This is a genomic window from Acinetobacter sp. YH12112, from assembly GCF_013418945.1.
Lineage (GTDB): Bacteria > Pseudomonadota > Gammaproteobacteria > Pseudomonadales > Moraxellaceae > Acinetobacter > Acinetobacter indicus.
Genome location: NZ_VPBA01000004.1, coordinates 1 through 22,684, shown reverse-complemented (window position 1 = coordinate 22,684; position 22,684 = coordinate 1). Strand labels below are relative to the sequence as shown.

The following is a 22,684-nucleotide window of genomic DNA, read 5'->3' as shown; positions in this document are numbered from 1 at the left end:
GACCAAAACTAAGCCAGCCCTGCATTGAAACCAGTTACCAAAATCGTCATAAAATTGGCAAATCGTGACTTTAAAAAATATTGTCTGACAATTTGCTCACACTTTTTTCCGCAGAGCTCATTTCCTTGTCAATTGAGGTCAGCGCCTATTCGGGCACTCTGTCACTGCGACTACTGGGCAGATAACGCACTTTGCGTTCTTTGGACTGATAAATCCACTGATGATCGAACAGGCCCTGATTCAGATGTTCAAAACGGAAGTTACCAATCGCTACCGCATAAAAACCGGTGCCCTGCTGTTTCTGCTGCTCGACTTGGGCCATCAGTTCTGTCGGTAACTGCCCCATGATGAAATCGGACACCACCAGCACATCGGCATTGTGAAAATTTGGCTGGGCCAGCATCGACAGGGCATGTTCGATGGCGGGAATAACATCGGTGCCGCCATGAAAAGACTGGCTAAGAAAGTGAATCAGATCATCCAGCGAATAGCCTTCGAGTAAATTCAGGCTGGTCAGCTGGGTCGAGAAGTTAATTAAATACATCGGGCGTTTGGCTTTCATGGCCTGAATTGCCAGATACAGACTCATGGCTTTGGCAATCAGCTCCGGCTGGCCGTGCATGGAACCGCTGGTGTCCAGACACAAAATCATCGGGCCTTTTTGCCCCAGACGCTTGTGCCGTACTGTTTGATCCTGAATTACCCGACTGCTGTGCTGACCTTGCAGGTTAAAGCTCATCAGGTTAGATTCCAGATATTTCAGGTCAAATAAAAGCGCCAGATCGGGATCGGCCAGTAAGGCCAGCTCGCTCGGCAGCGCCAGATTCAAATCCTGCGCCAGCTGAATACCGGTAATTTCTTCATGCCAGTGCTGCTCCAGCAATTCCAGCTCCTGCTCTGGCCGATGCTGCTGCACGGCCTGGCGCGGATAATGTGCAGGCTGGGCAGAACCGATTTTCTGGCACAAGGCTTGCAGCTCACGATCCTCCTGCAGATAGCTGGCCCATTGCTCAAACTGCTGGATATCCTGTGGTTGTAACTGGCCTCTGGAATAGTCAATAAAAATACCGGTTTCGATGCCGGTGGCATCTTTGTATTTGGCCAGTCGCTGCATCTGGCTAAGAAAATCGCGAATCTCATCCAGAAAAGCATCCCGCTGCAAGGCCAGCTGCTCAAATTCCCAATGAGCAATGGCTTCGGTCAGTTTACGTTGCCATTTTTCTGTTAATAACTGTGCCTGTAGCTCGCGCTGTCCGGCAGAGAAAGTAGCGCTTTGAGTCCAAAACGGGCTTAAATCAGGCAGCCCCAGCTGAGCCTGAAAATCCTGATATTGCACCTGCATCTGCTGAAACTCGGCGCTATTGATGGAGGGCTGCGCCAGCCAGTGTTCCAGTTGCTGCTGCACTTCCCTATAAGGATGCTGCTGATCGAGACTGGATTTGGCCTGATAGGCCCAGGCCCGGACTTTATCATCCAGATGCTGACTGACTTTCTGATCATCCAGCCAGTGTTTTAAGGAGGAATCGGCCAGCTCCTGATACAGCTGTCCGGTCAACTGCTCTAACGCTGTATGCTGACGCTGATGCTGCTGCAGGTCTAGCCTTGACATAGCTGTTCCAGCCGCGCGCAGTCTTGCAGTTGCAACTGATAGCGCTGTAACTGCTGCTGCACATGCTGTTGTAACTGGGCACTGTCGGCGGCGGCAACAAAGACTGAAGCAAAATGTGCTGACTGGGCATCAAAACGCTGCTGTAACAGGGCTAAATCTTCGCTCAGTGCATTTTGTAGCTGGGCAAGCTCTCCCCGCAACTGCTGCACCAACTTTTCATCAATGACACGGCGTGCGCTGCCTTTCGGGTATTTAATATACGGTGTGACCACTTCTTCCAGCCCATAATAGCCGCCTTTTAAGGTACAGACCCGGCCGCCATTAAAGTTACACACGATGCCGCGAATTTCCTCACCGGAAGCATCCACAGCAAAGAAATCCTGTTTGCTGTCCATTTTATTTAATAACAGATACAGCACTTTATCCTGATAATGATGATCCAGGTGAGTCACTGCTCTTAAGTATTCCTTGTCCTGAATCAGATAGCTTTCATAGACATCATCGGTATAGTAAAAGGCGTTCAGCATCTGCTGTTCCAGCTCGTCTTTGCGCTGAATTAGTGACTCCAATTGCAAATCGGCGTGCAAGCCTATCTCCAGAATGGCCTGATCAATCAGCTTGTGCATCTCCGGAATATCTTCCAGCTGATTCCACAGGCAGGATTTCAAGAGATACAAATCACTGACCAAGACCTGTGAGCGGCCATTTAAAAATGCCGCAGCTTTAAGCAGATAAGCCACACGTTGCCAGCGCCGGTCGGAAATATAGACCGACAGGCCATCGACATGCTGCTGTAAATACTGGCGAATCAGATCAATCACCTGGAATACCAAAGCCGGCAGCTCAATTTCATGAATCTGTTCGCGCCATTCGGCCAGTTCGGCCTGGGTAATTTTAAGCGGTTCATCCATCTGCAAATGAGCACTGCCCGGTTTGGCTTGTAGCAGCTGATGAAAATTGCCGGCCTGCTGAATGGGTTCGACCACCAGACGCAAAATAAAACGGTCATACAGCGCATCCAGTCCCTGATTCGGTTCAGGAATTTCATTGGATGCACCAATCAGCACACTTAAGGGCACCTGCTGCAGCTGCTCGCCATTTTTAAAGACTTTTTCATTCACCAAAGTCAGCAAGGTATTTAAAATGGCCGGGCTGGCCTTCCAGATTTCATCCAGAAAAGCAAAATCGGCACAGGGCAGATAATGCTCGGTTTTACGGATATAGTGATCTTCTTTTAAGGCTTTAATTGACACCGGGCCAAAAATTTCTTCCGGGGTACTAAAGCGGTTCATCAAATATTCAAAATAGGCATAGACCTCAAAAGCGGCTGCAACCCGTCTGGAAATCAGGCTTTTGGCCGTGCCCGGCAAGCCGTATAAAAAGGTATGACTGCCGGCCACAGCGGCCAGCAAGGTTTGTGCGATCACCTGTTCACGTTCATACATCTGCTGGGACATTTGCGAAATAAGTGTATGAATACGTGCTTTCATCGAATACCTGAACCTGCGCGAAAAACTGCATTGTAACGGTTTGCGGAAATGAAGAAAAACCGGCAAGCCACCGCAGATGAAATTTTTGCTACATATCTGCCTGCCAGTTTTGTTATAACTGGGAAAATTGAATGGCCCGACCTGATCTTTCACCATGCTGTTATTGAAACTGTTACCGCTGCTACTGCGCCTGCTTAAACTGGAGCAGTTTCGCTGCCGGGCTTTAACCCCGGGCGAAATTGCGTTGTGCCAGCGCGTATTCGGGCAGCTGATTGATTACAGCCGGGTCAGCATCATGAATCATCCTTATTTGCCCTGGCAACCGGCGCATATTCTGATGGCGCCGCAAGGTTATATTCATGTGCGTGATCCATTGTACCGGGAAGATTATAGCCAGGCACCGCTTGCCTTTCAGGCGGTGCTGATTCATGAAATGACACATATTTACCAGCATCAGCAGCAGATTAATGTGCTGCTGAAAGGTGCGCTGCTGCAAACCGCTTTTTATCTGTCTGCCGGGCGGTATAATCCCTACCGTTACCAGCTAATTCCCGGTAAGCCGTTTTTTGCCTACAACATTGAACAGCAAGGCGATATTGCCCGCGATATTTTTTTAAACAAGATTGACAATATTATTCTGCATCCACCGGCCTAAACTGCGCTGCAATAGCGCTTTCATGTTGCAAGCTGCCGGTTTTTTGTGCCATCAGGCCTGATTCACCAAACCCATGCTTTTGTTACTCAAGCTTACTAAATAAAGCATTATGCGCCTTCTCTCACGGCGCGAATTGCCGCTACTATGCAATTATCCTGAATATGCTCTAGCATCTGAATTAATTTAAGATAAAATAAACCCGTCTGATTTTTTGCATTGCAAAATAAGATTTTATCAAGTCGTATGCGTATTACTTTTTATACTTGAGCCAGTCGGCAGTACTTTTTAGTATCAGAATGCACCGCTGCCCGATCACCATAATTACAAGCGGCAGCCCGTGTATTCAAAACCCTATAGGAATAGGACGTAAATTAATGAAATCTTTTAAAATTGCCCTTGCACAGTTCTCTCCATACATTGGCAATCTCGAAGCAAATGCGCAAAAAATGCTTGAACAAGCAAATGAAGCGAAAAAACAACAGGCTGACCTGATCATTTTCCCAGAGCTTTCTCTGATTGGTTATCCAGCAGAAGATTTGCTGTTACGCCCAAGCCTCAAAAAACGCACGCAAAAAGCGTTTGAACAGCTCAGCCAGATTAAAGACATCGTCGTGGTATTTGGTTTTGTCAATGAAACTGAAGATGGCCAGCGTTATAACTCGGCTGCGGTAATGAAAGATGGCCAGATTCTGGGTATTTATAACAAACAGAATTTACCGAACTACGGCGTGTTTGATGAAAAACGTTATTTTAACGAAGGTCATCAACATCTGGTCTTTGAATACTTGGGGCATAAATTTGGCGTACTGATTTGTGAAGATGTCTGGTCTTTAGCCACTGTACAGCAACTGGCCCAGCTGAATGTAGAAACCGTGCTGGTGCTGAATTCATCGCCATACGAAGTTGGTAAACCACAGCACCGTATTGATACCATGACTGCGCTGGCCAAACAGCTGAATCTGAACCTGGCCTATGTCAATCAGGTTGGTGGTCAGGATGATCTGATCTTTGATGGCACCAGCTTCCTGATCAGCAAAGACGGTGAACTTGCTTTACGTGCGCCAACCTATCAGGAAGGCCTGTTTGTGGTGGAGTATGAAGCCGAACAGCAGCGCTATAAAACGGGCGAACAGGCGGCAGCCCTCGACACCATGGCTGAAATTTATCAGGGTCTGGTGCTGGCAACACGTGACTATGTACAACGTTCAGGTTTCCCAGGCGTGATTCTGGGTTTATCTGGCGGGATTGACTCTGCACTAACCTTGGCCATTGCGGTTGATGCCCTGGGTGCAGACAAAGTACAAGCGGTGATGATGCCGTATACCTATACCGCGCAAATTAGTGTAGAAGATGCTGCACAGCAAGCCAAAACCATGGGTGTGACCTTTGGCATTGCCGAAATTCACTCGATTGTGAACAGCTTTATGCAAACCCTGTATCCATTCTTTGGCAATAGCCCGGTTGATACCACCGAAGAAAACCTGCAGGCCCGTGCCCGCGGTACGTTGCTAATGGGCTTATCCAATAAATTTGGCAACCTGGTCCTGTCGACTGGTAACAAATCTGAACTGTCAGTCGGTTACTGCACCCTGTATGGCGATATGGTTGGTGGTTATGCAGTTCTCAAAGATGTCTACAAAACCATCGTGTTTGAACTGGCCAAATACCGGAACAGTATAAGCGAACAGCCGGTGATTCCGGAGCGTGTAATTAGCCGTCCGCCATCAGCTGAACTGAGCCCGGACCAGAAAGATCAGGACTCTTTGCCACCGTATGATGTGCTAGATGCGATCCTGTATGCCTATATTGAAGAAGACCTGAGCCAGGACGATATTATTGCCAAAGGCTTTGATCAGGCTGTGGTTGAAAAAGTGGTGCGTCTGGTTGACCGCAATGAATACAAACGCCGTCAGGGCGCAATTGGTCCGCGCATTACATCACGTTCTTTTAGCCGTGAACGCCGTTATCCATTAGTCAATGGCTGGAAACCGGGCCTATAAGCTCCTGATCTGATCCATCCTAAAAACCTCAAGCCAGTCTTGGGGTTTTTTATTGTCCGCTGGAATGAGGCTACTTAGAATACGCATCTTCCCCTGCCATCTAAACCGATCCTATATTTTTGAGTTCTACGTCATTCAAAAAAACCAATATCAATGAATCGTCTAGGTTGACTAAAAACAGATAGACAACGGTCTATGTTTAACCCTATGTTCAAGATATGCATGAGCTAAAATTGGATGCAATGGATTTCATATGACACTAAGAAATACCCTGCAGACTTTAGAACAGATTTATCATTATTTAATGAACGTCCGCATTTTCATTGCTATAGCCAGTATGAGCGCCTGAACGCGTTTTTCGCCGAAATCCATGATACAGGCAGTATCGAGTTTGAAGCTGGGCAGTCTTATCTGTTTAAAGGTATAATTTAATGGCAAGCCTAAAGTGATTGATGGTTCTAAAGCGCCGGCCCTTGCGCATAAACAGGAATTCTTAAGCTGGGTACAGCAACAGCTGAATTCCTAAGCCAGCATTTTATTCATCGCTGGTATCTAAATTGCGCGGAGAGTTTGCACAACATTTTTTTGGACTTTTTGAACAGACAAAAAAAGAGACCAAGCTGAGAGCTTGGTCTTTTAAAATGGTGGCTATGACGGGACTTGAACCTGTGACCCCCGCATTATGAGTGCGGTGCTCTAACCAACTGAGCTACATAGCCGTAAACTGTGTGCGCATTATCTAAAGTTCGGACTTTATCGTCAAGATATTTATCTACTCAAATGAACACTGTTTAAGCAAAACATGACGTTTTTATTAATTTTTAACCGGATTTGCAATTTTTTACTTGGGTCAAACCCTTTCGCTGACTATGATGAAACTTTCCAGGATCAATCACTTGAACACAATGCAGTTAAAAATATGGATCAGTAGTCTGCTAGTTGCGACATTATCGGGCTGTCAGCTGGTTGCCCCACTCATGGTGGACTATAACGGGGTACGCCGCGATGTCGCAGAATTTATTAATGGTCATCTCTGGTTCACCATTCCGCAAAAACGCATTCTGGTCGAGTATGCCAAAGGCCAGCAGAAGATTTTAACCGCAGATCGCCTAAGTCCTGAAGCACAACAGGCGCTTGCACAGGAACGCTATGAAGGCCGTTATTGTGCTGCACAAAAAATTGCTGTGTCCAAACTGGATCAGGTCGATGAGAAAATTTTTGTCTATGCCGACCAGCAGCAACGCTGGCAACAGATTCAACAGCTACAGCAGACGCTGAAGCTGGATGTGCAGCAGCTCAACTGCGAGCACAGATTTTAAAGACAAAAAAAAAGATCACATAAGGATGTGATCTTTAAAAATGGTGGCTATGACGAGACTTGAACTTGTGACCCCCGCATTATGAGTGCGGTGCTCTAACCAACTGAGCTACATAGCCGTAAACTGTGCGCGCATTATCTGCTGTAATGTTTATAACGTCAAGCCCTTCTACAGGCTAATTGTACAAAATTTGGTGAAGTGAACCGATAAGCCGGGTTCTGTCGAGAACGATCATTCCTCTAGGCGTACAATCACTCATACGCTCAAGCGACCTACCCGAATCCAGTACGGGCCGTACCTCAGGATTCCTATTTGGTCTTGCTTCTGGTGGGGTTTACCATGCCATGAACTGTTACCAGTCATGCGGTGCGCTCTTACCGCACCCTTTCACCCTTACCTTCGATTTCTTCCGAAAAAGAAACCTGAATGAAGGCGGTCTACTCTCTGCTGCACTTTCCGTCGGCTCACGCCGCCCAGGCGTTACCTGGCACCCTGCCCTATGAAGCCCGGACTTTCCTCCCCTGCTTTAGTCACGGAGACCTCCACAGCAGCGATCGTCTGGTTCACTTCGAGGGCGCATCTTAACAAATAAATGCACTAATTGCTCGTGCTTTTTTGATCAATCAGTTTTTGATACTTTTCCAGCAATTGTTCCTGGGTTTCGACATGATGGGGATCATGCGGAATACAGTCCACCGGACAGAATAACTGACACTGCGGTTTATCATGATGCCCGACACATTCGGTACACAGCGCCGGGTTGATTTCATAAATCAGCTCGCCCATGAAAATAGCCTCATTCGGGCACACAGGTTCACAGACATCGCAGTTAATGCATTCATCGGTAATATATAAAGACACGCTACCAACCTTGTTGATGTTTGCGTTCAAAGGCTTCGACCACGGTTTGCGGTACAAACTTGGTCACATCTCCTTTTAAACGCGCAATTTCACGCACCAGCGTGGATGAAATAAACGAATATTGCTCTGACGGCGTTAAAAATACCGCTTCAAAATTGGTATCCAGCTGACGGTTCATATTGGCCAGCTGAAACTCGTATTCAAAGTCAGACACTGCACGTAAACCACGCAGTACCGCCGTGGCCTGCTGTTCGCGGAAGAAATTCACCAGCAGGCCATCAAAGCCGACAAATTCCACATTGGGTAAATGGCTGAGTGAGGTTTTGGCCAGTTCTACCCGCTCATCTAGAGTAAACACCGGATTTTTATGATGACCAATGGCAATTGCGACCACCACTTCATCAAACATTCTGGCCGCCCGTGTTACTAAATCGATATGACCATTGGTGATTGGATCAAAGGTCCCCGGATAAATCACGCGAGTTTTAGACATCCATTTTTACTCTAGTTGGTTTTGTAGAGCCATATTTTAGCAAAAACTTGATTTATTGGTGAATAAACTCGGCCAATTTCACAAAAATCCTGCGATAGTGCTGTAATTCAGTGCTGATTTTGGAATTGTCAGCATGCCTGTGTTTGGGGCACAATAGGCCTAACGTTGGAAGTGACTCATTATGGCGAAAGCAACTGTAGTTAAAAAAAATACCAGTGGCACGATTGCACAGAACAAACGTGCACGCCACGATTATTTTATTGAAGAAAAATTTGAAGCCGGACTGTCCCTGCAAGGCTGGGAAGTCAAGTCTTTGCGTGCCGGTCGTATGAGCCTGACCGAAAGCTATATCACCTTTAAAAATGGTGAAGCCTTCTTATTTGGCGCCCAAATTCAACCTTTACTGTCGGCTTCGACCCATGTGGTGCCTGAAGCGACCCGTACCCGCAAGCTGTTATTGAACCGCAAAGAAATTGCCAAACTGCTCGGTGCGGTGAACCAGAAAGGTTATTCCTGTGTGCCGCTGGTCTGTTACTGGAAAGGTCCACTGGCCAAACTGGAAATTGCCCTGGTGAAAGGGAAACAGCTGCATGATAAACGTGCCACTGAAAAAGACCGCGACTGGCAGCGTGATAAAGCCCGTTTAATGCATAAATAAGCACGTTTGAACACAAGTGCTTGATGTAAAAATGCCTCCAACATGGGAGGCATGTTTTATTGCATCATCGAAAATCAGGCTGAGTTCTGTTTTAAGCCCACCAGATAAGCGCCAAACTTCACCGCTGTTTCCAGGTCACCTTCTGGCGGGGTGACCTCAACGCTGGCATTGTCAGACTGGGTCATTAGGCCCAGAAAGCTCGACATCCGGTTAATATCATGCGGGCTACGGCCAGTCGGCATAAACGGCAAGCCCGACCATAACATGCCATGCTGCATGGCAAATAAATTGATCTGCTGTAACACCGCCAGCTTGTCACCGCTTAAACCGCCGCCATTGGTAAAGCCAGCAGCAATTTTGCCCTGCCAGCTTCGCGCCAGCCAGCGTTTTGAAGATTGTTCCATAAACTGTTTCAGTGCCGAAGTCAGACTGCCCATATAGGTTGGACAGCCCATGACCAGAATATCGCTCTGATCCAGCACATCCCAATCGACCTCGCTCACTGCCATTAAATGTACTTCAGCTCCGGCTTTTTCGGCGCCCTGCACAATATGCTGTGCCACCTTGGCGGTATGGCCATAGGGACTATGATACACAACACAGACTTTTACTTGCGACACAGATGTTTGATCAGTAACAGACATGGAAACTTTAAAAACCCAATAATTCAGTCAAGTTTAGCATTGATCAGCGATAAAAACGAATGTTGCCATGCGTCCGGTTTTGGCCTGACGACGATAAGAATAATACTCCTCGGCCTGCCGATAGGTACACTGATCACCACCTAAAATGGTGGTTACCCCCTGCTCGGTCAGGATATAGCGGGCAATCGCATATAAATCGGCATAGAATTTTCCGGCCTGTTTCCCTGCCTGAAAGGCGCTGCTTAATGCGGGATATTTCTCACAAAATACCTGCTTTACTTCGGCCCCTACCTCAAAACACGGCTGGCTAATGGCCGCGCCTAACCAGGCCCAGGTCGGTGGGTGCTGCATGGCGGCAATGGTATTTTCAACAATACCCTGTGCCAGACCTTTCCAGCCGGCATGTAAATTGGCCACTTCAGTGCCATCCTGATTGCCCAGCACAATGGGCAGGCAGTCGGCGGTCATCATCATTAAGGCATGGCCTTTGCGCTGCGTGACCAGTCCATCGCCTTCCGGTGCATTAAAATGCAGCTCATCATTTATCACATGACACAAGGTGCTGTGAGTCTGGTTCATCCAGCTGATTGTATTAACACCGTATTCGGCCAGCTGTTCCAGTAACAGCATACGATGCTGCTGCACCCGTTCCGCTGCATCCTGCACATGCAAGGCCAGGTTAAAACCGGCCAGTTCCGGTACTTGCGCTGGCAAGGCCTGCTGATGCTGAATCCGCGTTTGCGCCACATAAACCTGTGCCGGTAATCCCTGAATAAATTGCATCTCAGCTCCTGTGTTCACTTAAAAGCGGCGTTGAGATCATACTTTCTCAACGCCGCAGAACGGTTTAATAGGCAGCGTTTTCGCTACGCAACACATCCACCAGCTGGCTGAAATCTTCCGGCCACGGCGCTTCAAACATCATGTCCTGTTTGGTACGTGGATGCACAAGCCCCAGTTTGGCCGCGTGCAGTGCCTGACGTTTAAAACCGCGCAAGGTTTCATTGAGCAGCTCGGAGGCTCCAGCCGGCACACGCACACGTGGCATATACACCGGATCGCCAATCAAACCATGACCGATATAGCTAAAATGAACCCGGATCTGATGGGTACGGCCGGTTTCCAGACGCGCCTGAACCCGGGTGAAATGCTGGAAACGCTCTTTCACGTTATAGTGCGTCACGGCATCTTTCCCGCCCGGCAATACCGTCATTTTAATCCGGTCCACCGGATGGCGCTTGATCGGCTCATCAATGGTGCCACCGGCAATAATATTGCCATACACCACCACATCATAAATCCGGTATACCGACTTGTTGGCCAGCTGCTTGCTCAGGTCAAACTGCGCTTCCAGATTTTTCGCCACCACCAGCAAACCGCTGGTGTCTTTATCAATACGATGTACCAGCCCGGCACGTGACAATTCTGCCGATTTTGGATAATGGAACAGCAAGGCATTGACCAGTGTGCCGGTAATATTGCCCGCACCAGGATGCACCACCATGCCAACCGGTTTATTAATCACTAAAATATCATCATCTTCATAGACAATATCGAGAGGGATATTTTCAGGCTGACTGTTGGTCTGTGCTTCAAGTTCAACATTTAAACTTAACAGTTCATTGCCTTCGCACTTGTACTTTGGTTTGACAGTGTTACCATTCACCAACAAATGACCATCTTTTAGCCACTGTTTCAGTTTTTCACGTGAAAAATCACTCCAGATGAGGGCTGCAACCTGGTCGATACGTTGCCCCAGATAGCTTTCATCCAGTTGAAATTGCAACGATAAACGTGTTGCAGTTGGGTCTGAAGTATGATTATCTGCATCCTCAGAATCATCAAGTAAATTGAAGTCAGTTTCAGGGATGTTGGAATTGGAAGATTGTGCTTGAGACATTTGATCATTCAGACAAAAGTGGTTTAATAGCGCAATTGTAGCTCATTGCCCGTAATAACAGAGGAATTTTTATGTCGCTACCACGTTATAAAATTACCATGCTAGCTCTTTCACTTGGCGTTGCATCTGCAATCGTGGGCTGTAGCAGTAATCCAAAAAAAGAAGTGGTCGATACAGGTCCGCAATCTAGCGAACAAGTTTATATTCAAAAAGCAGAACGAGCACTGGAACGCGGGCAATATACCGATGCTATCCAGCATCTTGAAGCATTAGAAACCTATTATCCTACCGGTGAATATGCCCAGCAGGCACAACTTGAGCTGCTGTATGCAAAATTCCAGCAAAAAGATTATGAAGGTGCAGTCGCACTGGCCGACCGTTTTATCCGGATGAACCCGCAGCATCCAAATGCTGACTATGCCTACTATGTGCGCGGCGTGGCCAATATGGAACAGAACTATGATGGTTTAATCCGTTATACCTCGTTAAAACAGGCGCATCGTGATGTCAGCTATTTAAAAGTGGCTTATCAGAACTTTGTCGATTTCATTCGCCGTTATCCATCAAGCACCTATGCTGTGGATGCTGCACAACGTATGCAGTTTATCGGGCAAGAGCTGGCAGAAGCGGAAATGAATGCGGCACGTTTTAATATTAAACGTAAGGCCTGGGTCGCCGCGGTGGAACGTTCACTCTGGGTAATCGAGCACTATCCGCAAACCCCACAGATTCCGGAAGCAATTGCCACCGCAGCCTATGGTTATACCCAACTGGGTGACCGTGCCACTGCACAACAGTATATTGACCTGTTAAAACTGAACTATCCAAATCTGGTTAAAGCCGATGGCTCTGTAAACCTGCGTGCTGCACGGAATGAAGGTAGCTGGTTGAACCATGCGACTTTAGGTATTTTTGGTCGTGAAGCACAGGCCACCACCGAACAGCAGCAAAAACTGGCCAACCAGCAGGAAGAACCACGTAGCTGGACCAACCGTTTAAGTTTTGGTTTGCTGGACCGTCCTGAAAAACAGGAAAACAGTGAAGCGGCCGAGTAAACATAATTAACATCCATGACTGTCTTAAATTTGATTTAAACATTCCATTGGATACGCGGATGTGGCAGGGATGCCACACGTTCCCCATCACAACAAGGATGTTGTGTATGGGGAACAAAGACTTTTGCCTACTTTGGGTCTTTCCAAAGTAGGAAATTCTCCATACAAAGCCCTTAACAGGCCGAATGAAAATAGAGGCCCAACACACTTAAAATAAAATTTGTCTCTTCCTTTTATTGTCCTAACATAAGTACAGCTTTGAAAAATAGCGAGTAAGGATAGAGCTTTTAACCTGTTTTTCAATTTTGCAAAATATAAAGCATACGTTACTATACTTGCCCTTTTATCTTGGCCACTTGCCTGAACACGCAAAACCGGATAGAAAGGAAACAATACACTGTAATCTCTATACCCTGTCGATCTGTTCGACCTACCGCTTAACCGACCCGATAAAAACAGTATGGCTATTCCTCAACACACGATTGATCAGATTCTGGATCGGACCGACATTGTCGATCTGATTGGTCAGCGCGTGAAACTGAAAAAAACCGGGCGGACCTATTCGGGCTGTTGTCCATTTCATCAGGAAAAAACCCCGTCTTTCCACGTTTATCGCGACAAACAGTATTATCACTGCTTTGGCTGTCAGGCCAACGGCAATGCAATTCGCTTTTTAATGGATATCGACAGCCGTAACTTTGTCGATGTCATGAAAGATCTGGCCAGTCAGACCGGTATCGAGCTGCCAAAAGACAATCAGGACAGCAAAAAACTGGTCTATAAGCGTGAGGCCAAAAAGCCGGCGCCACCGGCCAAAACCGCACCCGCGCCAGCAACACCCACACCGACCGAAACTGATCAAGTCCCTGCTGCACATTTTGATCCTTTTGAGCAGTTCCAGCCAGCAGATGATCCCTTTGCCGGTTTTGAACAATATCCGGATTTTGATCAGGAGCCGATACAGGAAGGCAACCTGTTTGATCTGCTGGAAAATGTGGCGCAGTTTTATGAACAGCAGTTACCGCACAGCCAGTCGGCACAGCAATATTTTCGCCAGCGCGGTTTAAGCGCACAGACCATCCAGTTCTGGCGTTTGGGTTATGCACCGGAAGACTGGCAACATCTGGAAAAAGCCTTTCCGCAAGATATTGAAGGTTTAAAACTGCTGGGGCTGATTCGTACCAGTGATTCCGGCCGCGATTTTGACCTGCTACGTGACCGGGTGATTTTCCCGATCCGTGATCATAAAGGGCGTGTGGTTGGTTTTGGCGGCCGTGCGCTCAATGACGAGATCAAGCCGAAATATATCAACTCGCCCGATTCTGAAGTCTTCCACAAAAACCAGCTGCTGTATGGCCTATACGAAGGCCGCAAGCAGAAAGCCCAGGACTGGCTGATGGTGGAAGGCTATATGGATGTGATTGCGCTGCAGCAATATGGCATTTATGGCGCCGTGGCAACGCTGGGGACTGCCAGTAATACCGAACACCTGAATATTCTGTTTAAGCAGAACTCACGCATTACCATTGCCTTTGATGGTGATGCCGCAGGTCAGAAAGCAGCACGACGTACGCTGGAAATTGCCCTGCCCCTGCTGAATGATGGCCGTGAACTGAAGTTTTTTGTGCTGCCGGATGATCATGACCCAGACTCGCTGATCCGCCGTGAAGGCATTGAAAATTTCCGCCGCCTGCTCGATCAGGCGCCGCTACTGTCTGATTTTGTGTTTGCGCATTTAAGTCAAAACCATGATATCAGCAAACCGGAAGGCAAAAGTCAGGTGATGGGCGAGTTAAAACAGCTGACTGAACTGTTACCGAAAACCGGCTCTTACCGTTATCTGCTGCAACAGTTTTTCCGGGAAAAACTCGGCTTTAACCGCAAATGGCAGCCACATACCAATAATGATGCCTCACTCAGCTTTAGCACCAAGGTTGATGCCGAAGAATATGTGGTGGCGATTCTGATCAACCATCCGTATTTATATATTCATTTTGAACCGTTACGCGCACTGATTCCGGCCGATCAGTTACTGGCCAAAATCCTGCAAATCTTTAACGGAATTTTTGATGAATTACCGGATGATCCAGAACTGGCCAAATACTATGTGCTAGGCGCCTGTGCTGCTTATCACTACGAATTACAGCGCATTTTACAGCAAGCCAATGTCGGCGATTACACCACTTCGCCAGAGAAAGCTGACAAGCTGGCCGAAGATTTTTCCATTAAACTGCAATACCACTTCTTGCAGCAAAAAATCCGCTCGAAGAAATTTAGCAGTATTGAAGAAATGCGTAATCTGAAACATCAGATTTATCAGATTGATAAAAAACGTTCCCTGACTTTACTTGAAGAATAAGCGGCGTTAAACACCACGCTGAACCATCACAATGGCTTAGCGTTTAGATTTACGCCGTTTGGCACTGACCTGCTGCAGTTCGCTTTGCAGCATTTCAAAGTATTCCGGATCTTCGGCTTTGGCCGCCTGACGCAGCACAATCGAGGTGGGATGCAGCAATTTCTGGGTCAAACGGTAAGAAAATTCCTGTAACACCTGTGCCGCATTTTCACCTTTGGCAATTCGCGCCATCGCCAGTTGCAGTTCTTCCTGACGTAACGTTTCACCCTGCTCACGATAAGCCTGAATGGTACTGCCGGCACTTTTGACCTTTTGCTGGGTTACCAGTTCGGTCGCCAACTGATTCACCATCACCTCGGCTTCTACCGCGGCCTGACGACGCTGTGCCAGATTCTCATCAATCACGCTTTGCAGGTCATCGACACCGTATAAATACACACCATCTAGTGATTCGACTTTCGGGTCGATATCACGCGGAACAGCCAGATCGACCAGCAACATCTGCTGGTAACGACGCTTTTTCAGCGCGGCTTTGACTTCTTTATAGCCAATCACCTGATGCAGGCTGCCGGTACAGCTGGAAATCACATCGGCGCGATGCAAATGTTCTGCCAGCTGTTCAAATTCAATAATTTCAACTTCTACCCGATGGGCAATTTCCTGGGCCAGATTTTCAGCACGGGCGCGGGTACGGTTACAGATCATGACCTTGGCCACGCCCATTTCCGCCAGATGTTTGGCCACCAGGCTGTTCATTTCACCTGCCGCCACCACCAGCACGGTTAGTTTGTCCGGATGGCTAAACACCTGTAGCGCCAACTGCGCTACCGCATAGCCCATAGACACCGCATGACTGCCGACTGCCGTTTCAGAGCGCACCCGTTTGGCCGCATAAAAGGCGTATTCAAAAATATGGTTTAAATCTTGCGAAACGGTGTGGGCATCTTTGGCCAAAGATAAGGCCGATTTGACCTGCCCCAGAATCTGCGGTTCACCGAGCATTAAGGAATCGAGGCCGCTGGCAACGCGCATTAAGTGGGTGACAGCCTGCGCATTTTCATAGCGATAAACGTGATTTTGTAGTTGTTTGACATCCAGACCATTTACCTGGGCGAGCCAGCCCAGCACCGTGTCTGCATGGTCAGACATGGCGTACACTTCAGTTCGGTTACATGTAGAAACCACCACCATGTCATTTAACAGGTGGCTCTGGCTTTGTTCGGCAAGTAATTGAGTTAACTTTTCAGGGTTAAAAGCAATTTGCTCACGCAATTCTACAGAGGCGGTTTGATGGTTGACACCCAATGCAAAGAAAGACATATCAGATCATCATTTCGCTAAATTTATGCTATTGTGCAATAACGGTGTCATAAAAAGCATTACTTGGATCAAGAAAAATTGCGTCAAACAACCAGCCGGCTTAGCGGCGCGACAATTAAGCAATATTCTACCACAATCTTACTCGTGGGTAGCATGGCTTCTAGTGCTCATATTAGAGCATCTGGAGATTTTTTCCATGCACCTACAAATCTGAATGCCATAAAACAAAGCATGGTGGCGGAATTTGCCCTCGCCTCAAATGACGTGGCCACCGCCTTACATAACTATACTGTACTGGCAATTAAAAGTAATTCAACCAGTATTAAACAGCGCGCACTGAATATTGCACTGGAACACAATGACTTAAATGCAGCTTTGGACATTGCCACCCACTGGGTGATTCAAGAACCGGAAGATGTTCCAGCCCTGTTTTATCTGGCGCATATTGCCCTGAAAGCGCATGAATATGACCTGGCCGCTGAAACCCTGGACAAGATTCTGGCCATTGATGCCACTGCCGATTTAGAACAGATTCTGGCCGGTATTGCCCCGGAGTCGCCAGAAGATCGTGAGTTTCTGATTCAGGCACTACGCACCAGCAAAGAAAAAGATAATCCCTCAATTCTGATTCTGATTGCCGGTTTAAAAGCCCAGAATGGCCAGTTAGAAGAAGCGCTGGAAACGGTCAACCGGGTGCTGCGCAAACGTCCGAAAGTGACCGGTTATATCCTGCTCAAAGCCAGCCTGCTAAGTGCGCTGCAAGACTCGAAAGCTGCCCAGGAATGGTATGCCAAATCCAGCCGCAAACATAAAAACAATCTGGAAGTACGTCTGGCTGAAGCCAAATATCTGTTAAAAACCAATCAGCCGGAATTGGCCCTGACCAAACTGGAAGCGATGCTGGAAAAATGGCCAAAGGAAGATGAAGCCCTGTTTCTGGCTGGTCTGACCAGTATTGACTTGAAGCAGTATGAAAAGGCCGAGAAATATCTGGTCGAGTTGCGTTATTCCAACCAGTATCAAAATGAAGCCTATTACTATCTGGCGGTCAATGCCGAGCGTAAACAGCATTTTGAAACCGCCAAAGCCTATTACCGTCTGGTCGATGGCAGCCTGTATACCGTTTCGCGGCGCAGCATGATCAATATTTATAGCCAGCAAAGCCGCCAGCATGAAGCCTTACGCTTTTTGACCCAGGAACGGGTCAATTATCCGCAGCACGCCAGTTTTTTATATCAGGCTCAGGCGGAAATTCTAAAGCGCATGAACAACAAGACTGCCGCCTTAAGACTGCTGGATGAAGCCATCCGCAATTTACCCGATGATCCGGAACTGCTGTATTCAGAAGTGTTGCTGCTAGACCCTTATCAGGACAAAGACAAACTGGATCGTTTACTGAAAAAGCTGTTACAGGTCGAGCCGAACAGTCCGACTTATTTAAATGCCTATGCCTATACCCTGGCGCTGCAAAACCGCCGGCTGGATGAAGCACGCCAGTATGTGGAACAGGCACTGGAATTCGCCCCGGAACAGGCCTCAATTCTGGATACTTTAGGCCTGATCAGCTATCTGCAAAATGATTTTGACACCTCTGCCCAGGTGCTGGAAAAGGCTTTTGCCTTAAGTGCAACAGTCAAAATTGGGGTCCGTTATGCCAAGGCGCTGTATATGCAGGGCAATTTGACAAAATTTAGTCAAGTTTTACAACAACTCCAACAAAAATATCCAAATGATCCGCAATTAGAACAGCTTCATTCGTTATTGTTACCGCAACACAGCCCTCAGAGTTAATACGCATGCAACTTATTTCCAAACTCAGTCTTAGTCTTGTCACGGTCAGCACCCTGGTGCTGGGTGGTTGTCAGCAGTTCACCCAACCGCAAACACCCGCAAGCCCAATGGTTGAGGCAGAAAATCAGTTTCATCTGCAAGGAAAAATCGGGGTACGCACACCACAGCAGTCAGGCAGCGCCTTTTTTAACTGGCTGCAACAGCAGGAACAGTTTGATATTGAACTAAGCGGCATTTTAGGCGTCGGTAAAACACAGATTTCCGGCCAGCCGGGACAAGTCACACTGAATAGCGCCAAAACCGGCACTATTCAGGCAGCAACAGCCGAAGAACTGCTGCAGCGGGCCACCGGCTGGCAAGCGCCAATCAGTCATATCATTGACTGGGTGCAGGCACGTCCGGCCACCACACAGGCCAAAGTCGCTTACGATAGCCAGCGTCGTCCAACCCAGTTTCTAGAAGATGGCTGGACCGTTGATTTAAGCTATAACGAACAGGCGCGTTTGCCAAACCGTTTAATTTTAAAGCAAACATTTGAATCCGGTCAGGAGAACCGTATTACAATGGTGATCCAAAACCGTTAATTTTGTGCTGTCATGATTCGTGTTCCTTCACCTGCCAAACTGAACCTGTTTTTGCATATTACTGGCCGCCGTGAAAATGGCTATCATGAACTGCAAAGCATTTTCCAGCTGATCGATCTCTACGACTGGCTTGAATTTGAGCCATTGGATACAGCCGAGATTCAGATCGACGGTTTAAATTCAGTCGATCTGGAACAGAACCTGATTTATCGGGCGGCGCAGATCTTAAAACCTTTTGCCCAAGCGCCGACCGGTTTAAAAATCCGGCTGGACAAACAGATTCCTATGGGTGCCGGACTTGGTGGTGGCTCATCCAATGCCGCCACCACCCTCATTGTGCTGAACCAACTGTGGCAATGTGGACTCAATTCTGAGCAGCTGGCCGATTTAGGGGTGCAACTGGGCGCAGATGTGCCGATTTTTGTCCATGGCCGCAATGCCTGGGCAGAAGGTATTGGTGAACACTTAACATTCATAGACTTAGAACAAAAACAGTACATAGTGCTAAAACCTGACTGTTTTATCAGCACTCAACTGCTTTTTTCACAAAAAACGTTGACAAGAGATACGAAGCCATCTAAATTTTGCGCCTATCAGTTGAAGCCATCTGATTTCGGAAACAACTTTGAGCCACTGGCCAGAGCCTTATATCCTGAAGTCGATGAAGCCATGCAATATCTGGATCAGTTCGGAGTTGCCAAGCTTACAGGTACAGGTGCCTGTGTTTTTATTGAAGTGACTTCAGAAATGAAGATTGATGAGATTCTGGCTCAGGCACCATGTAAAGCTTACCTGGTCCACAGTTTAGCCGAATCACCATTAATTCATTTCAAAGTTGAATAGGGGTATCGCCAAGTGGTAAGGCAGCGGGTTTTGATCCCGCCATCCGTTGGTTCGAATCCAGCTACCCCTGCCATTTTTCACCTGTAGATGTACTGTATTAGGGGTATCGCCAAGTGGTAAGGCAGCGGGTTTTGATCCCGCCATCCGTTGGTTCGAATCCAGCTACCCCTGCCATCTTACAGTCATCAAATTTAGGGGTATCGCCAAGTGGTAAGGCAGCGGGTTTTGATCCCGCCATTCGTTGGTTCGAATCCAGCTACCCCTGCCATTTTCTCGAAAAAGACAGAGCATTGGTTTGCTGTTCTGCTGTTAATTTACCTTGACATCGACCAGCAAAAATATTAAAGTTCTGCCGCATTAGGGGTATCGCCAAGTGGTAAGGCAGCGGGTTTTGATCCCGCCATTCGTTGGTTCGAATCCAGCTACCCCTGCCATCTATTTTCATACATTCCAACCGCCAAGGGTGCTTCATGCCCAATCTTGTCGTTTTTAGTGGAACTGCGCATCCACAATTCGCCCAAAAAGTCGTAAGCCATCTTCACATTCCTTTAGGTGCTGCCTCAGTCGGTCAATTTTCTGACGGTGAAATTGCTGTAGAAATTACCGAGAATGTACGTGGTAAAGACGTTTTCATCGTTCAGCCTACTTGTGCCCCAACCAATGATAACCTGATGGAAATCCTGGTGATGGCAGATGCATTGCGTCGTGCAAGTGCTGGCCGTATCACTGCCGTGATTCCTTATTTCGGTTATGCCCGTCAAGATCGTCGTCCTCGTTCAAGCCGTGTGCCAATTACTGCAAAAGTGGTTGCAGATATGTTGACCACTGTCGGTATTGACCGCGTGGTGATGATTGACCTGCACGCTGACCAGATTCAAGGTTTCTTCGATATTCCTGTAGACAACATTTACGGTACGCCAGCGCTGCTTGCTGACTTACGCCAGCAGTCACACGACAACCTGATGGTGGTTTCACCTGACGTGGGTGGTGTCGTACGTGCCCGTGCTGTTGCCAAGCAAATGGGGGATATCGACCTTGCGATCATTGATAAACGTCGTCAAAAAGCCAATGAATCACAAGTGATGCATTTGATTGGTGATGTGAAAGATCGTGACTGCGTCATCGTGGATGACATGGTCGATACCGCAGGTACCCTGTGTAAAGCAGCAGATGCACTCAAAACTTTTGGTGCGCGTAAAGTGGTTGCTTATGCTACTCACCCGGTGCTGTCTGGTAAAGCGATTGAGAACTTAAAGAATTCTGTGATTGATGAACTGGTTGTTACTGACACCATTCCATTATCAGAAGAAGCTCAAAACCTTGGCAAGATTCGTCAGGTTTCAGTCGCAAGCATGGTTGCTGAAACAATTCGTCGTATTAACAACGAAGAATCTATTAGCGCAATGTTCGACTCTTATCTATAATAGTGCGCTAAATTTTCAAAAGCCCTGCTTTATGCAGGGCTTTCTATCACCAGATCGGTCGCAGGTCTGGTTTATTTAACCTGAAATAGGATGTCTATCATGGCAAACTTCGTATTAAACGCTCAAGCGCGTGAAGCAGCTAACCAAGGGAAAGGTGCGAGCCGCCGCCTTCGTCACGCTGCTCAAGTTCCAGCTATCATTTATGGTGGCGACGCTGAGCCAGTAGCAGTAACTTTAGAACTTCGTGAGCTTGTAAAAGCTTTAGAAAGCAATGCTTTCTTTGAAGAAGTTGTAGAAATCAAAGTAGGCGACAAAGTTGAAAACGTGAAAATCCAAGCGTTACAACGTCACCCTGCTAAAAACACACCAATGCACGCTGACTTCAAACGCGCATAAGTGTTAATGGTGTAAATTAGTGTCAAATATTTCACTGATTGTTGGTTTGGGCAACCCAGGTGCTGAGTATGCCCAAACCCGCCATAATGCAGGCTTCTGGTTTGTTGAACGCCTTGCAGATCAATATGGCATCTCTTTAAAAGCTGATCCGAAATTCAAAGGCATCAGCGGTCGCGGTAATATTGAAGGTCAGGACGTTCGTCTGCTATTACCAACAACCTTTATGAACCGTTCCGGTCAAAGTGTTGTGCCCTTCGCCAAATTCTATCAAATCGCACCTGAAGCCATGCTGATTGCCCATGATGAACTGGATATGAATCCGGGGATTATTCGCCTGAAAACTGGCGGCGGTCATGGTGGTCATAATGGTTTACGTGACATCGTTCCACACACCGGTCCAAATTTCCACCGTTTACGCATTGGTATTGGTCATCCGGGGTCTAAAGAACGTGTTTCCGGTCATGTGCTCAGCAAAGCCCCAAGCCAGGAACAAGGCTTGATGGACGATGCCCTCAGTCACGCGCTGTCTCGCATGAAATTACTGGTCAATGGCGAGATTCAGCAAGCCATGAACCAGATTAATGCCTATAAACCCAACGAATAACCTAATAATTGTTGAACAATCCTGCTTGCCATCTGGCAAAATTGGGCGCAAAATGCGCTCGTCGGCTGATTCGGTCGCAGTGATTGATTCAACCATAAGATAAAGATCTTAGGTCCACTAAGGAGACGCTAGCCATGCTATCTCGTTTATTAAAATGCAAAATTCACCGTGCTTTCGTGACACATGCGGAACTTCATTATGAAGGTTCATGTGCAATTGATGGCAAACTTATGGATTTAGCTGGCATTCGCGAATACGAAGAAATTCACGTCTGGAACGTGACCAACGGCAAACGCTTTACCACTTATGCGATTCGTGGTGAAGACAATTCAGGCATCATTTCAGTTAATGGTGGCGCAGCACATCAGGCAGATGTCGGCGATATTATCATTATTGCGACTTTCGGTGATTTCACTGAAGTAGAAGCCAATGCGCATAAACCACGTCTGGTATATGCCAACCCGGACAACACCGTGAGCCACACCGCCAACTGTATTCCGGTACAAGTCGCTTAAGACCTAAGATCATCCTACGAAAAAGCCCGCACATTGCGTAATGCCAGTCAGTTAAGCAAATATTAGAAAAATGTAGTAAAAATGAGTGTATGTAAATACGCTCATTTTTTTATGTCTTTATCTGAACATTTAGAATCCACTCTTGAACATTCTCTCCCATCACT

22 protein-coding genes, 6 tRNA genes and 1 other RNA gene are annotated in these 22,684 nt (G+C 47.3%); 18 read left to right on the top strand and 11 right to left on the bottom strand.

The window, feature by feature from the left end; genetic code table 11:
• Positions 1-145 precede the first annotated feature (145 nt).
• A complete protein-coding gene (locus tag FTU50_RS02325) occupies positions 146-1,609 on the bottom strand; it encodes a VWA domain-containing protein (RefSeq protein WP_180054295.1) in 1,464 nt (487 codons plus the stop codon).
• Positions 1,597-3,099: an AAA family ATPase gene (locus FTU50_RS02320; protein ID WP_180046095.1), complete on the bottom strand. Its 1,503-nt coding sequence runs from the start codon at positions 3,097-3,099 to the stop codon at positions 1,597-1,599. Before FTU50_RS02320 ends, FTU50_RS02325 begins: the two co-directional genes overlap by 13 nt.
• Before the next feature lie 154 nt (positions 3,100-3,253).
• Here FTU50_RS02320 and FTU50_RS02315 point away from each other — a divergent pair, with 154 nt between their 5' ends.
• The 3 genes from FTU50_RS02315 (at position 3,254) to FTU50_RS02305 (ending at position 6,186) form a co-directional block, all read left to right on the top strand.
• On the top strand, positions 3,254-3,754 hold the full coding sequence (locus FTU50_RS02315; RefSeq protein ID WP_016659914.1) for a hypothetical protein: 501 nt from the start codon (positions 3,254-3,256) through the stop codon (positions 3,752-3,754).
• A gap of 374 nt (positions 3,755-4,128) precedes the next feature.
• Positions 4,129-5,754, top strand: coding sequence for an NAD+ synthase (locus FTU50_RS02310; RefSeq protein ID WP_005176221.1), 1,626 nt, complete (start codon positions 4,129-4,131; stop codon positions 5,752-5,754).
• A 237-nt stretch (positions 5,755-5,991) separates the two neighbouring features.
• A complete protein-coding gene (locus tag FTU50_RS02305) occupies positions 5,992-6,186 on the top strand; it encodes a hypothetical protein (RefSeq protein ID WP_180046097.1) in 195 nt (64 codons plus the stop codon).
• A gap of 210 nt (positions 6,187-6,396) precedes the next feature.
• On the opposite strand, the gene FTU50_RS02300 is transcribed toward FTU50_RS02305, so the two are convergent.
• Positions 6,397-6,473: transfer RNA gene (locus tag FTU50_RS02300), tRNA-Met, on the bottom strand.
• Between the two features lie 186 nt (positions 6,474-6,659).
• Between FTU50_RS02300 and FTU50_RS02295 the strand changes: the two genes are divergently transcribed.
• On the top strand, positions 6,660-7,073 hold the full coding sequence (locus tag FTU50_RS02295) for a hypothetical protein (RefSeq protein ID WP_228148563.1): 414 nt from the start codon (positions 6,660-6,662) through the stop codon (positions 7,071-7,073).
• Between the two features lie 41 nt (positions 7,074-7,114).
• Here the strand turns inward: FTU50_RS02295 and FTU50_RS02290 are convergent.
• The 4 genes from FTU50_RS02290 to coaD all read right to left on the bottom strand — a co-directional run bounded on the left by FTU50_RS02290 (position 7,115) and on the right by coaD (position 8,427).
• Positions 7,115-7,191, bottom strand: a tRNA-Met gene (locus FTU50_RS02290).
• 73 nt (positions 7,192-7,264) lie between these two features.
• Positions 7,265-7,643: RNase P RNA component class A (rnpB, locus tag FTU50_RS02285), an RNA gene on the bottom strand.
• Positions 7,644-7,670: 27 nt separating this feature from the next.
• Positions 7,671-7,934 (bottom strand): YfhL family 4Fe-4S dicluster ferredoxin, encoded by a 264-nt coding sequence (locus FTU50_RS02280; protein ID WP_034597403.1) that lies wholly within the window; start codon positions 7,932-7,934, stop codon positions 7,671-7,673.
• 1 nt (position 7,935) lies between these two features.
• Positions 7,936-8,427, bottom strand: coding sequence for a pantetheine-phosphate adenylyltransferase (gene coaD, locus FTU50_RS02275; protein ID WP_005176208.1), 492 nt, complete (start codon positions 8,425-8,427; stop codon positions 7,936-7,938).
• Positions 8,428-8,608: 181 nt separating this feature from the next.
• Between coaD and smpB the strand changes: the two genes are divergently transcribed.
• The gene (gene smpB / locus FTU50_RS02270) at positions 8,609-9,085 is read left to right on the top strand and encodes an SsrA-binding protein SmpB (protein ID WP_005176206.1); all 477 of its coding nucleotides are present in this window, start codon (positions 8,609-8,611) and stop codon (positions 9,083-9,085) included.
• 74 nt (positions 9,086-9,159) lie between these two features.
• Here the strand turns inward: smpB and FTU50_RS02265 are convergent, their stop codons facing one another.
• From FTU50_RS02265 to rluD, 3 genes are all read right to left on the bottom strand, one after another.
• Positions 9,160-9,729: a flavodoxin family protein gene (locus FTU50_RS02265; RefSeq protein WP_005176197.1), complete on the bottom strand. Its 570-nt coding sequence runs from the start codon at positions 9,727-9,729 to the stop codon at positions 9,160-9,162.
• 33 nt (positions 9,730-9,762) lie between these two features.
• The gene (pgeF, locus tag FTU50_RS02260) at positions 9,763-10,512 is read right to left on the bottom strand and encodes a peptidoglycan editing factor PgeF (protein ID WP_005176194.1); all 750 of its coding nucleotides are present in this window, start codon (positions 10,510-10,512) and stop codon (positions 9,763-9,765) included.
• 64 nt (positions 10,513-10,576) lie between these two features.
• Entirely contained in the window at positions 10,577-11,629 is a 1,053-nt protein-coding gene (gene rluD / locus FTU50_RS02255; protein WP_045796449.1) for a 23S rRNA pseudouridine(1911/1915/1917) synthase RluD, read from the bottom strand.
• Positions 11,630-11,700: 71 nt separating this feature from the next.
• Between rluD and FTU50_RS02250 the strand changes: the two genes are divergently transcribed.
• On the top strand, positions 11,701-12,684 hold the full coding sequence (locus FTU50_RS02250) for an outer membrane protein assembly factor BamD (RefSeq protein ID WP_104488034.1): 984 nt from the start codon (positions 11,701-11,703) through the stop codon (positions 12,682-12,684).
• 460 nt (positions 12,685-13,144) lie between these two features.
• Complete coding sequence (locus FTU50_RS02245) at positions 13,145-15,043, top strand: DNA primase (RefSeq protein WP_104488032.1); 1,899 nt, start codon at positions 13,145-13,147, stop codon at positions 15,041-15,043.
• A 36-nt stretch (positions 15,044-15,079) separates the two neighbouring features.
• Here FTU50_RS02245 and hemA read toward each other — a convergent pair whose 3' ends face one another.
• Positions 15,080-16,363, bottom strand: a complete 1,284-nt coding sequence (gene hemA / locus FTU50_RS02240; RefSeq protein ID WP_016659909.1) for a glutamyl-tRNA reductase — start codon at positions 16,361-16,363, stop codon at positions 15,080-15,082.
• 78 nt (positions 16,364-16,441) lie between these two features.
• On the opposite strand from hemA, the gene FTU50_RS02235 reads away from it, so the two are divergent.
• The 11 genes from FTU50_RS02235 (at position 16,442) to panD (ending at position 22,520) form a co-directional block, all read left to right on the top strand.
• On the top strand, positions 16,442-18,154 hold the full coding sequence (locus FTU50_RS02235; RefSeq protein WP_035363052.1) for a tetratricopeptide repeat protein: 1,713 nt from the start codon (positions 16,442-16,444) through the stop codon (positions 18,152-18,154).
• A 5-nt stretch (positions 18,155-18,159) separates the two neighbouring features.
• On the top strand, positions 18,160-18,738 hold the full coding sequence (lolB, locus tag FTU50_RS02230; protein ID WP_016659907.1) for a lipoprotein insertase outer membrane protein LolB: 579 nt from the start codon (positions 18,160-18,162) through the stop codon (positions 18,736-18,738).
• A gap of 12 nt (positions 18,739-18,750) precedes the next feature.
• A complete protein-coding gene (ispE, locus tag FTU50_RS02225) occupies positions 18,751-19,581 on the top strand; it encodes a 4-(cytidine 5'-diphospho)-2-C-methyl-D-erythritol kinase (RefSeq protein WP_005176175.1) in 831 nt (276 codons plus the stop codon).
• Positions 19,580-19,654 (top strand) — tRNA-Gln (locus tag FTU50_RS02220). Before ispE ends, FTU50_RS02220 begins: the two co-directional genes overlap by 2 nt.
• A gap of 26 nt (positions 19,655-19,680) precedes the next feature.
• Positions 19,681-19,755 (top strand) — tRNA-Gln (locus tag FTU50_RS02215).
• Positions 19,756-19,774: 19 nt separating this feature from the next.
• Positions 19,775-19,849, top strand: a tRNA-Gln gene (locus tag FTU50_RS02210).
• A gap of 91 nt (positions 19,850-19,940) precedes the next feature.
• Positions 19,941-20,015, top strand: a tRNA-Gln gene (locus tag FTU50_RS02205).
• Between the two features lie 36 nt (positions 20,016-20,051).
• Positions 20,052-21,005: a ribose-phosphate pyrophosphokinase gene (locus FTU50_RS02200; RefSeq protein ID WP_005176171.1), complete on the top strand. Its 954-nt coding sequence runs from the start codon at positions 20,052-20,054 to the stop codon at positions 21,003-21,005.
• A 99-nt stretch (positions 21,006-21,104) separates the two neighbouring features.
• Positions 21,105-21,401: a 50S ribosomal protein L25 gene (gene rplY / locus FTU50_RS02195; RefSeq protein ID WP_005176167.1), complete on the top strand. Its 297-nt coding sequence runs from the start codon at positions 21,105-21,107 to the stop codon at positions 21,399-21,401.
• A gap of 19 nt (positions 21,402-21,420) precedes the next feature.
• Positions 21,421-22,005: an aminoacyl-tRNA hydrolase gene (pth, locus tag FTU50_RS02190; protein WP_016659905.1), complete on the top strand. Its 585-nt coding sequence runs from the start codon at positions 21,421-21,423 to the stop codon at positions 22,003-22,005.
• A gap of 134 nt (positions 22,006-22,139) precedes the next feature.
• Complete coding sequence (panD, locus tag FTU50_RS02185) at positions 22,140-22,520, top strand: aspartate 1-decarboxylase (protein ID WP_005176160.1); 381 nt, start codon at positions 22,140-22,142, stop codon at positions 22,518-22,520.
• The last annotated feature ends 164 nt before the right edge of the window (positions 22,521-22,684 follow it).

Excerpts from the sequence above, each read along its gene's own strand:
- FTU50_RS02325 (WP_180054295.1), bottom strand. The coding sequence starts at position 1,609 with ATGTCAAGGCTAGACCTGCAGCAGCATCAGCGTCAGCATACAGCGTTA.
- panD (WP_005176160.1), top strand. The coding sequence starts at position 22,140 with ATGCTATCTCGTTTATTAAAATGCAAAATTCACCGTGCTTTCGTGACA.
- FTU50_RS02295 (WP_228148563.1), top strand. The coding sequence starts at position 6,660 with ATGCAGTTAAAAATATGGATCAGTAGTCTGCTAGTTGCGACATTATCG.
- FTU50_RS02265 (WP_005176197.1), bottom strand. The coding sequence starts at position 9,729 with ATGTCTGTTACTGATCAAACATCTGTGTCGCAAGTAAAAGTCTGTGTT.
- FTU50_RS02305 (WP_180046097.1), top strand. The coding sequence starts at position 5,992 with ATGCAATGGATTTCATATGACACTAAGAAATACCCTGCAGACTTTAGA.
- coaD (WP_005176208.1), bottom strand. The coding sequence starts at position 8,427 with ATGTCTAAAACTCGCGTGATTTATCCGGGGACCTTTGATCCAATCACC.
- smpB (WP_005176206.1), top strand. The coding sequence starts at position 8,609 with ATGGCGAAAGCAACTGTAGTTAAAAAAAATACCAGTGGCACGATTGCA.
- pgeF (WP_005176194.1), bottom strand. The coding sequence starts at position 10,512 with ATGCAATTTATTCAGGGATTACCGGCACAGGTTTATGTGGCGCAAACG.
- FTU50_RS02315 (WP_016659914.1), top strand. The coding sequence starts at position 3,254 with ATGCTGTTATTGAAACTGTTACCGCTGCTACTGCGCCTGCTTAAACTG.
- rluD (WP_045796449.1), bottom strand. The coding sequence starts at position 11,629 with ATGTCTCAAGCACAATCTTCCAATTCCAACATCCCTGAAACTGACTTC.
- FTU50_RS02245 (WP_104488032.1), top strand. The coding sequence starts at position 13,145 with ATGGCTATTCCTCAACACACGATTGATCAGATTCTGGATCGGACCGAC.
- hemA (WP_016659909.1), bottom strand. The coding sequence starts at position 16,363 with ATGTCTTTCTTTGCATTGGGTGTCAACCATCAAACCGCCTCTGTAGAA.
- FTU50_RS02200 (WP_005176171.1), top strand. The coding sequence starts at position 20,052 with ATGCCCAATCTTGTCGTTTTTAGTGGAACTGCGCATCCACAATTCGCC.
- ispE (WP_005176175.1), top strand. The coding sequence starts at position 18,751 with ATGATTCGTGTTCCTTCACCTGCCAAACTGAACCTGTTTTTGCATATT.
- lolB (WP_016659907.1), top strand. The coding sequence starts at position 18,160 with ATGCAACTTATTTCCAAACTCAGTCTTAGTCTTGTCACGGTCAGCACC.
- FTU50_RS02320 (WP_180046095.1), bottom strand. The coding sequence starts at position 3,099 with ATGAAAGCACGTATTCATACACTTATTTCGCAAATGTCCCAGCAGATG.
- FTU50_RS02250 (WP_104488034.1), top strand. The coding sequence starts at position 11,701 with ATGTCGCTACCACGTTATAAAATTACCATGCTAGCTCTTTCACTTGGC.
- rplY (WP_005176167.1), top strand. The coding sequence starts at position 21,105 with ATGGCAAACTTCGTATTAAACGCTCAAGCGCGTGAAGCAGCTAACCAA.
- FTU50_RS02310 (WP_005176221.1), top strand. The coding sequence starts at position 4,129 with ATGAAATCTTTTAAAATTGCCCTTGCACAGTTCTCTCCATACATTGGC.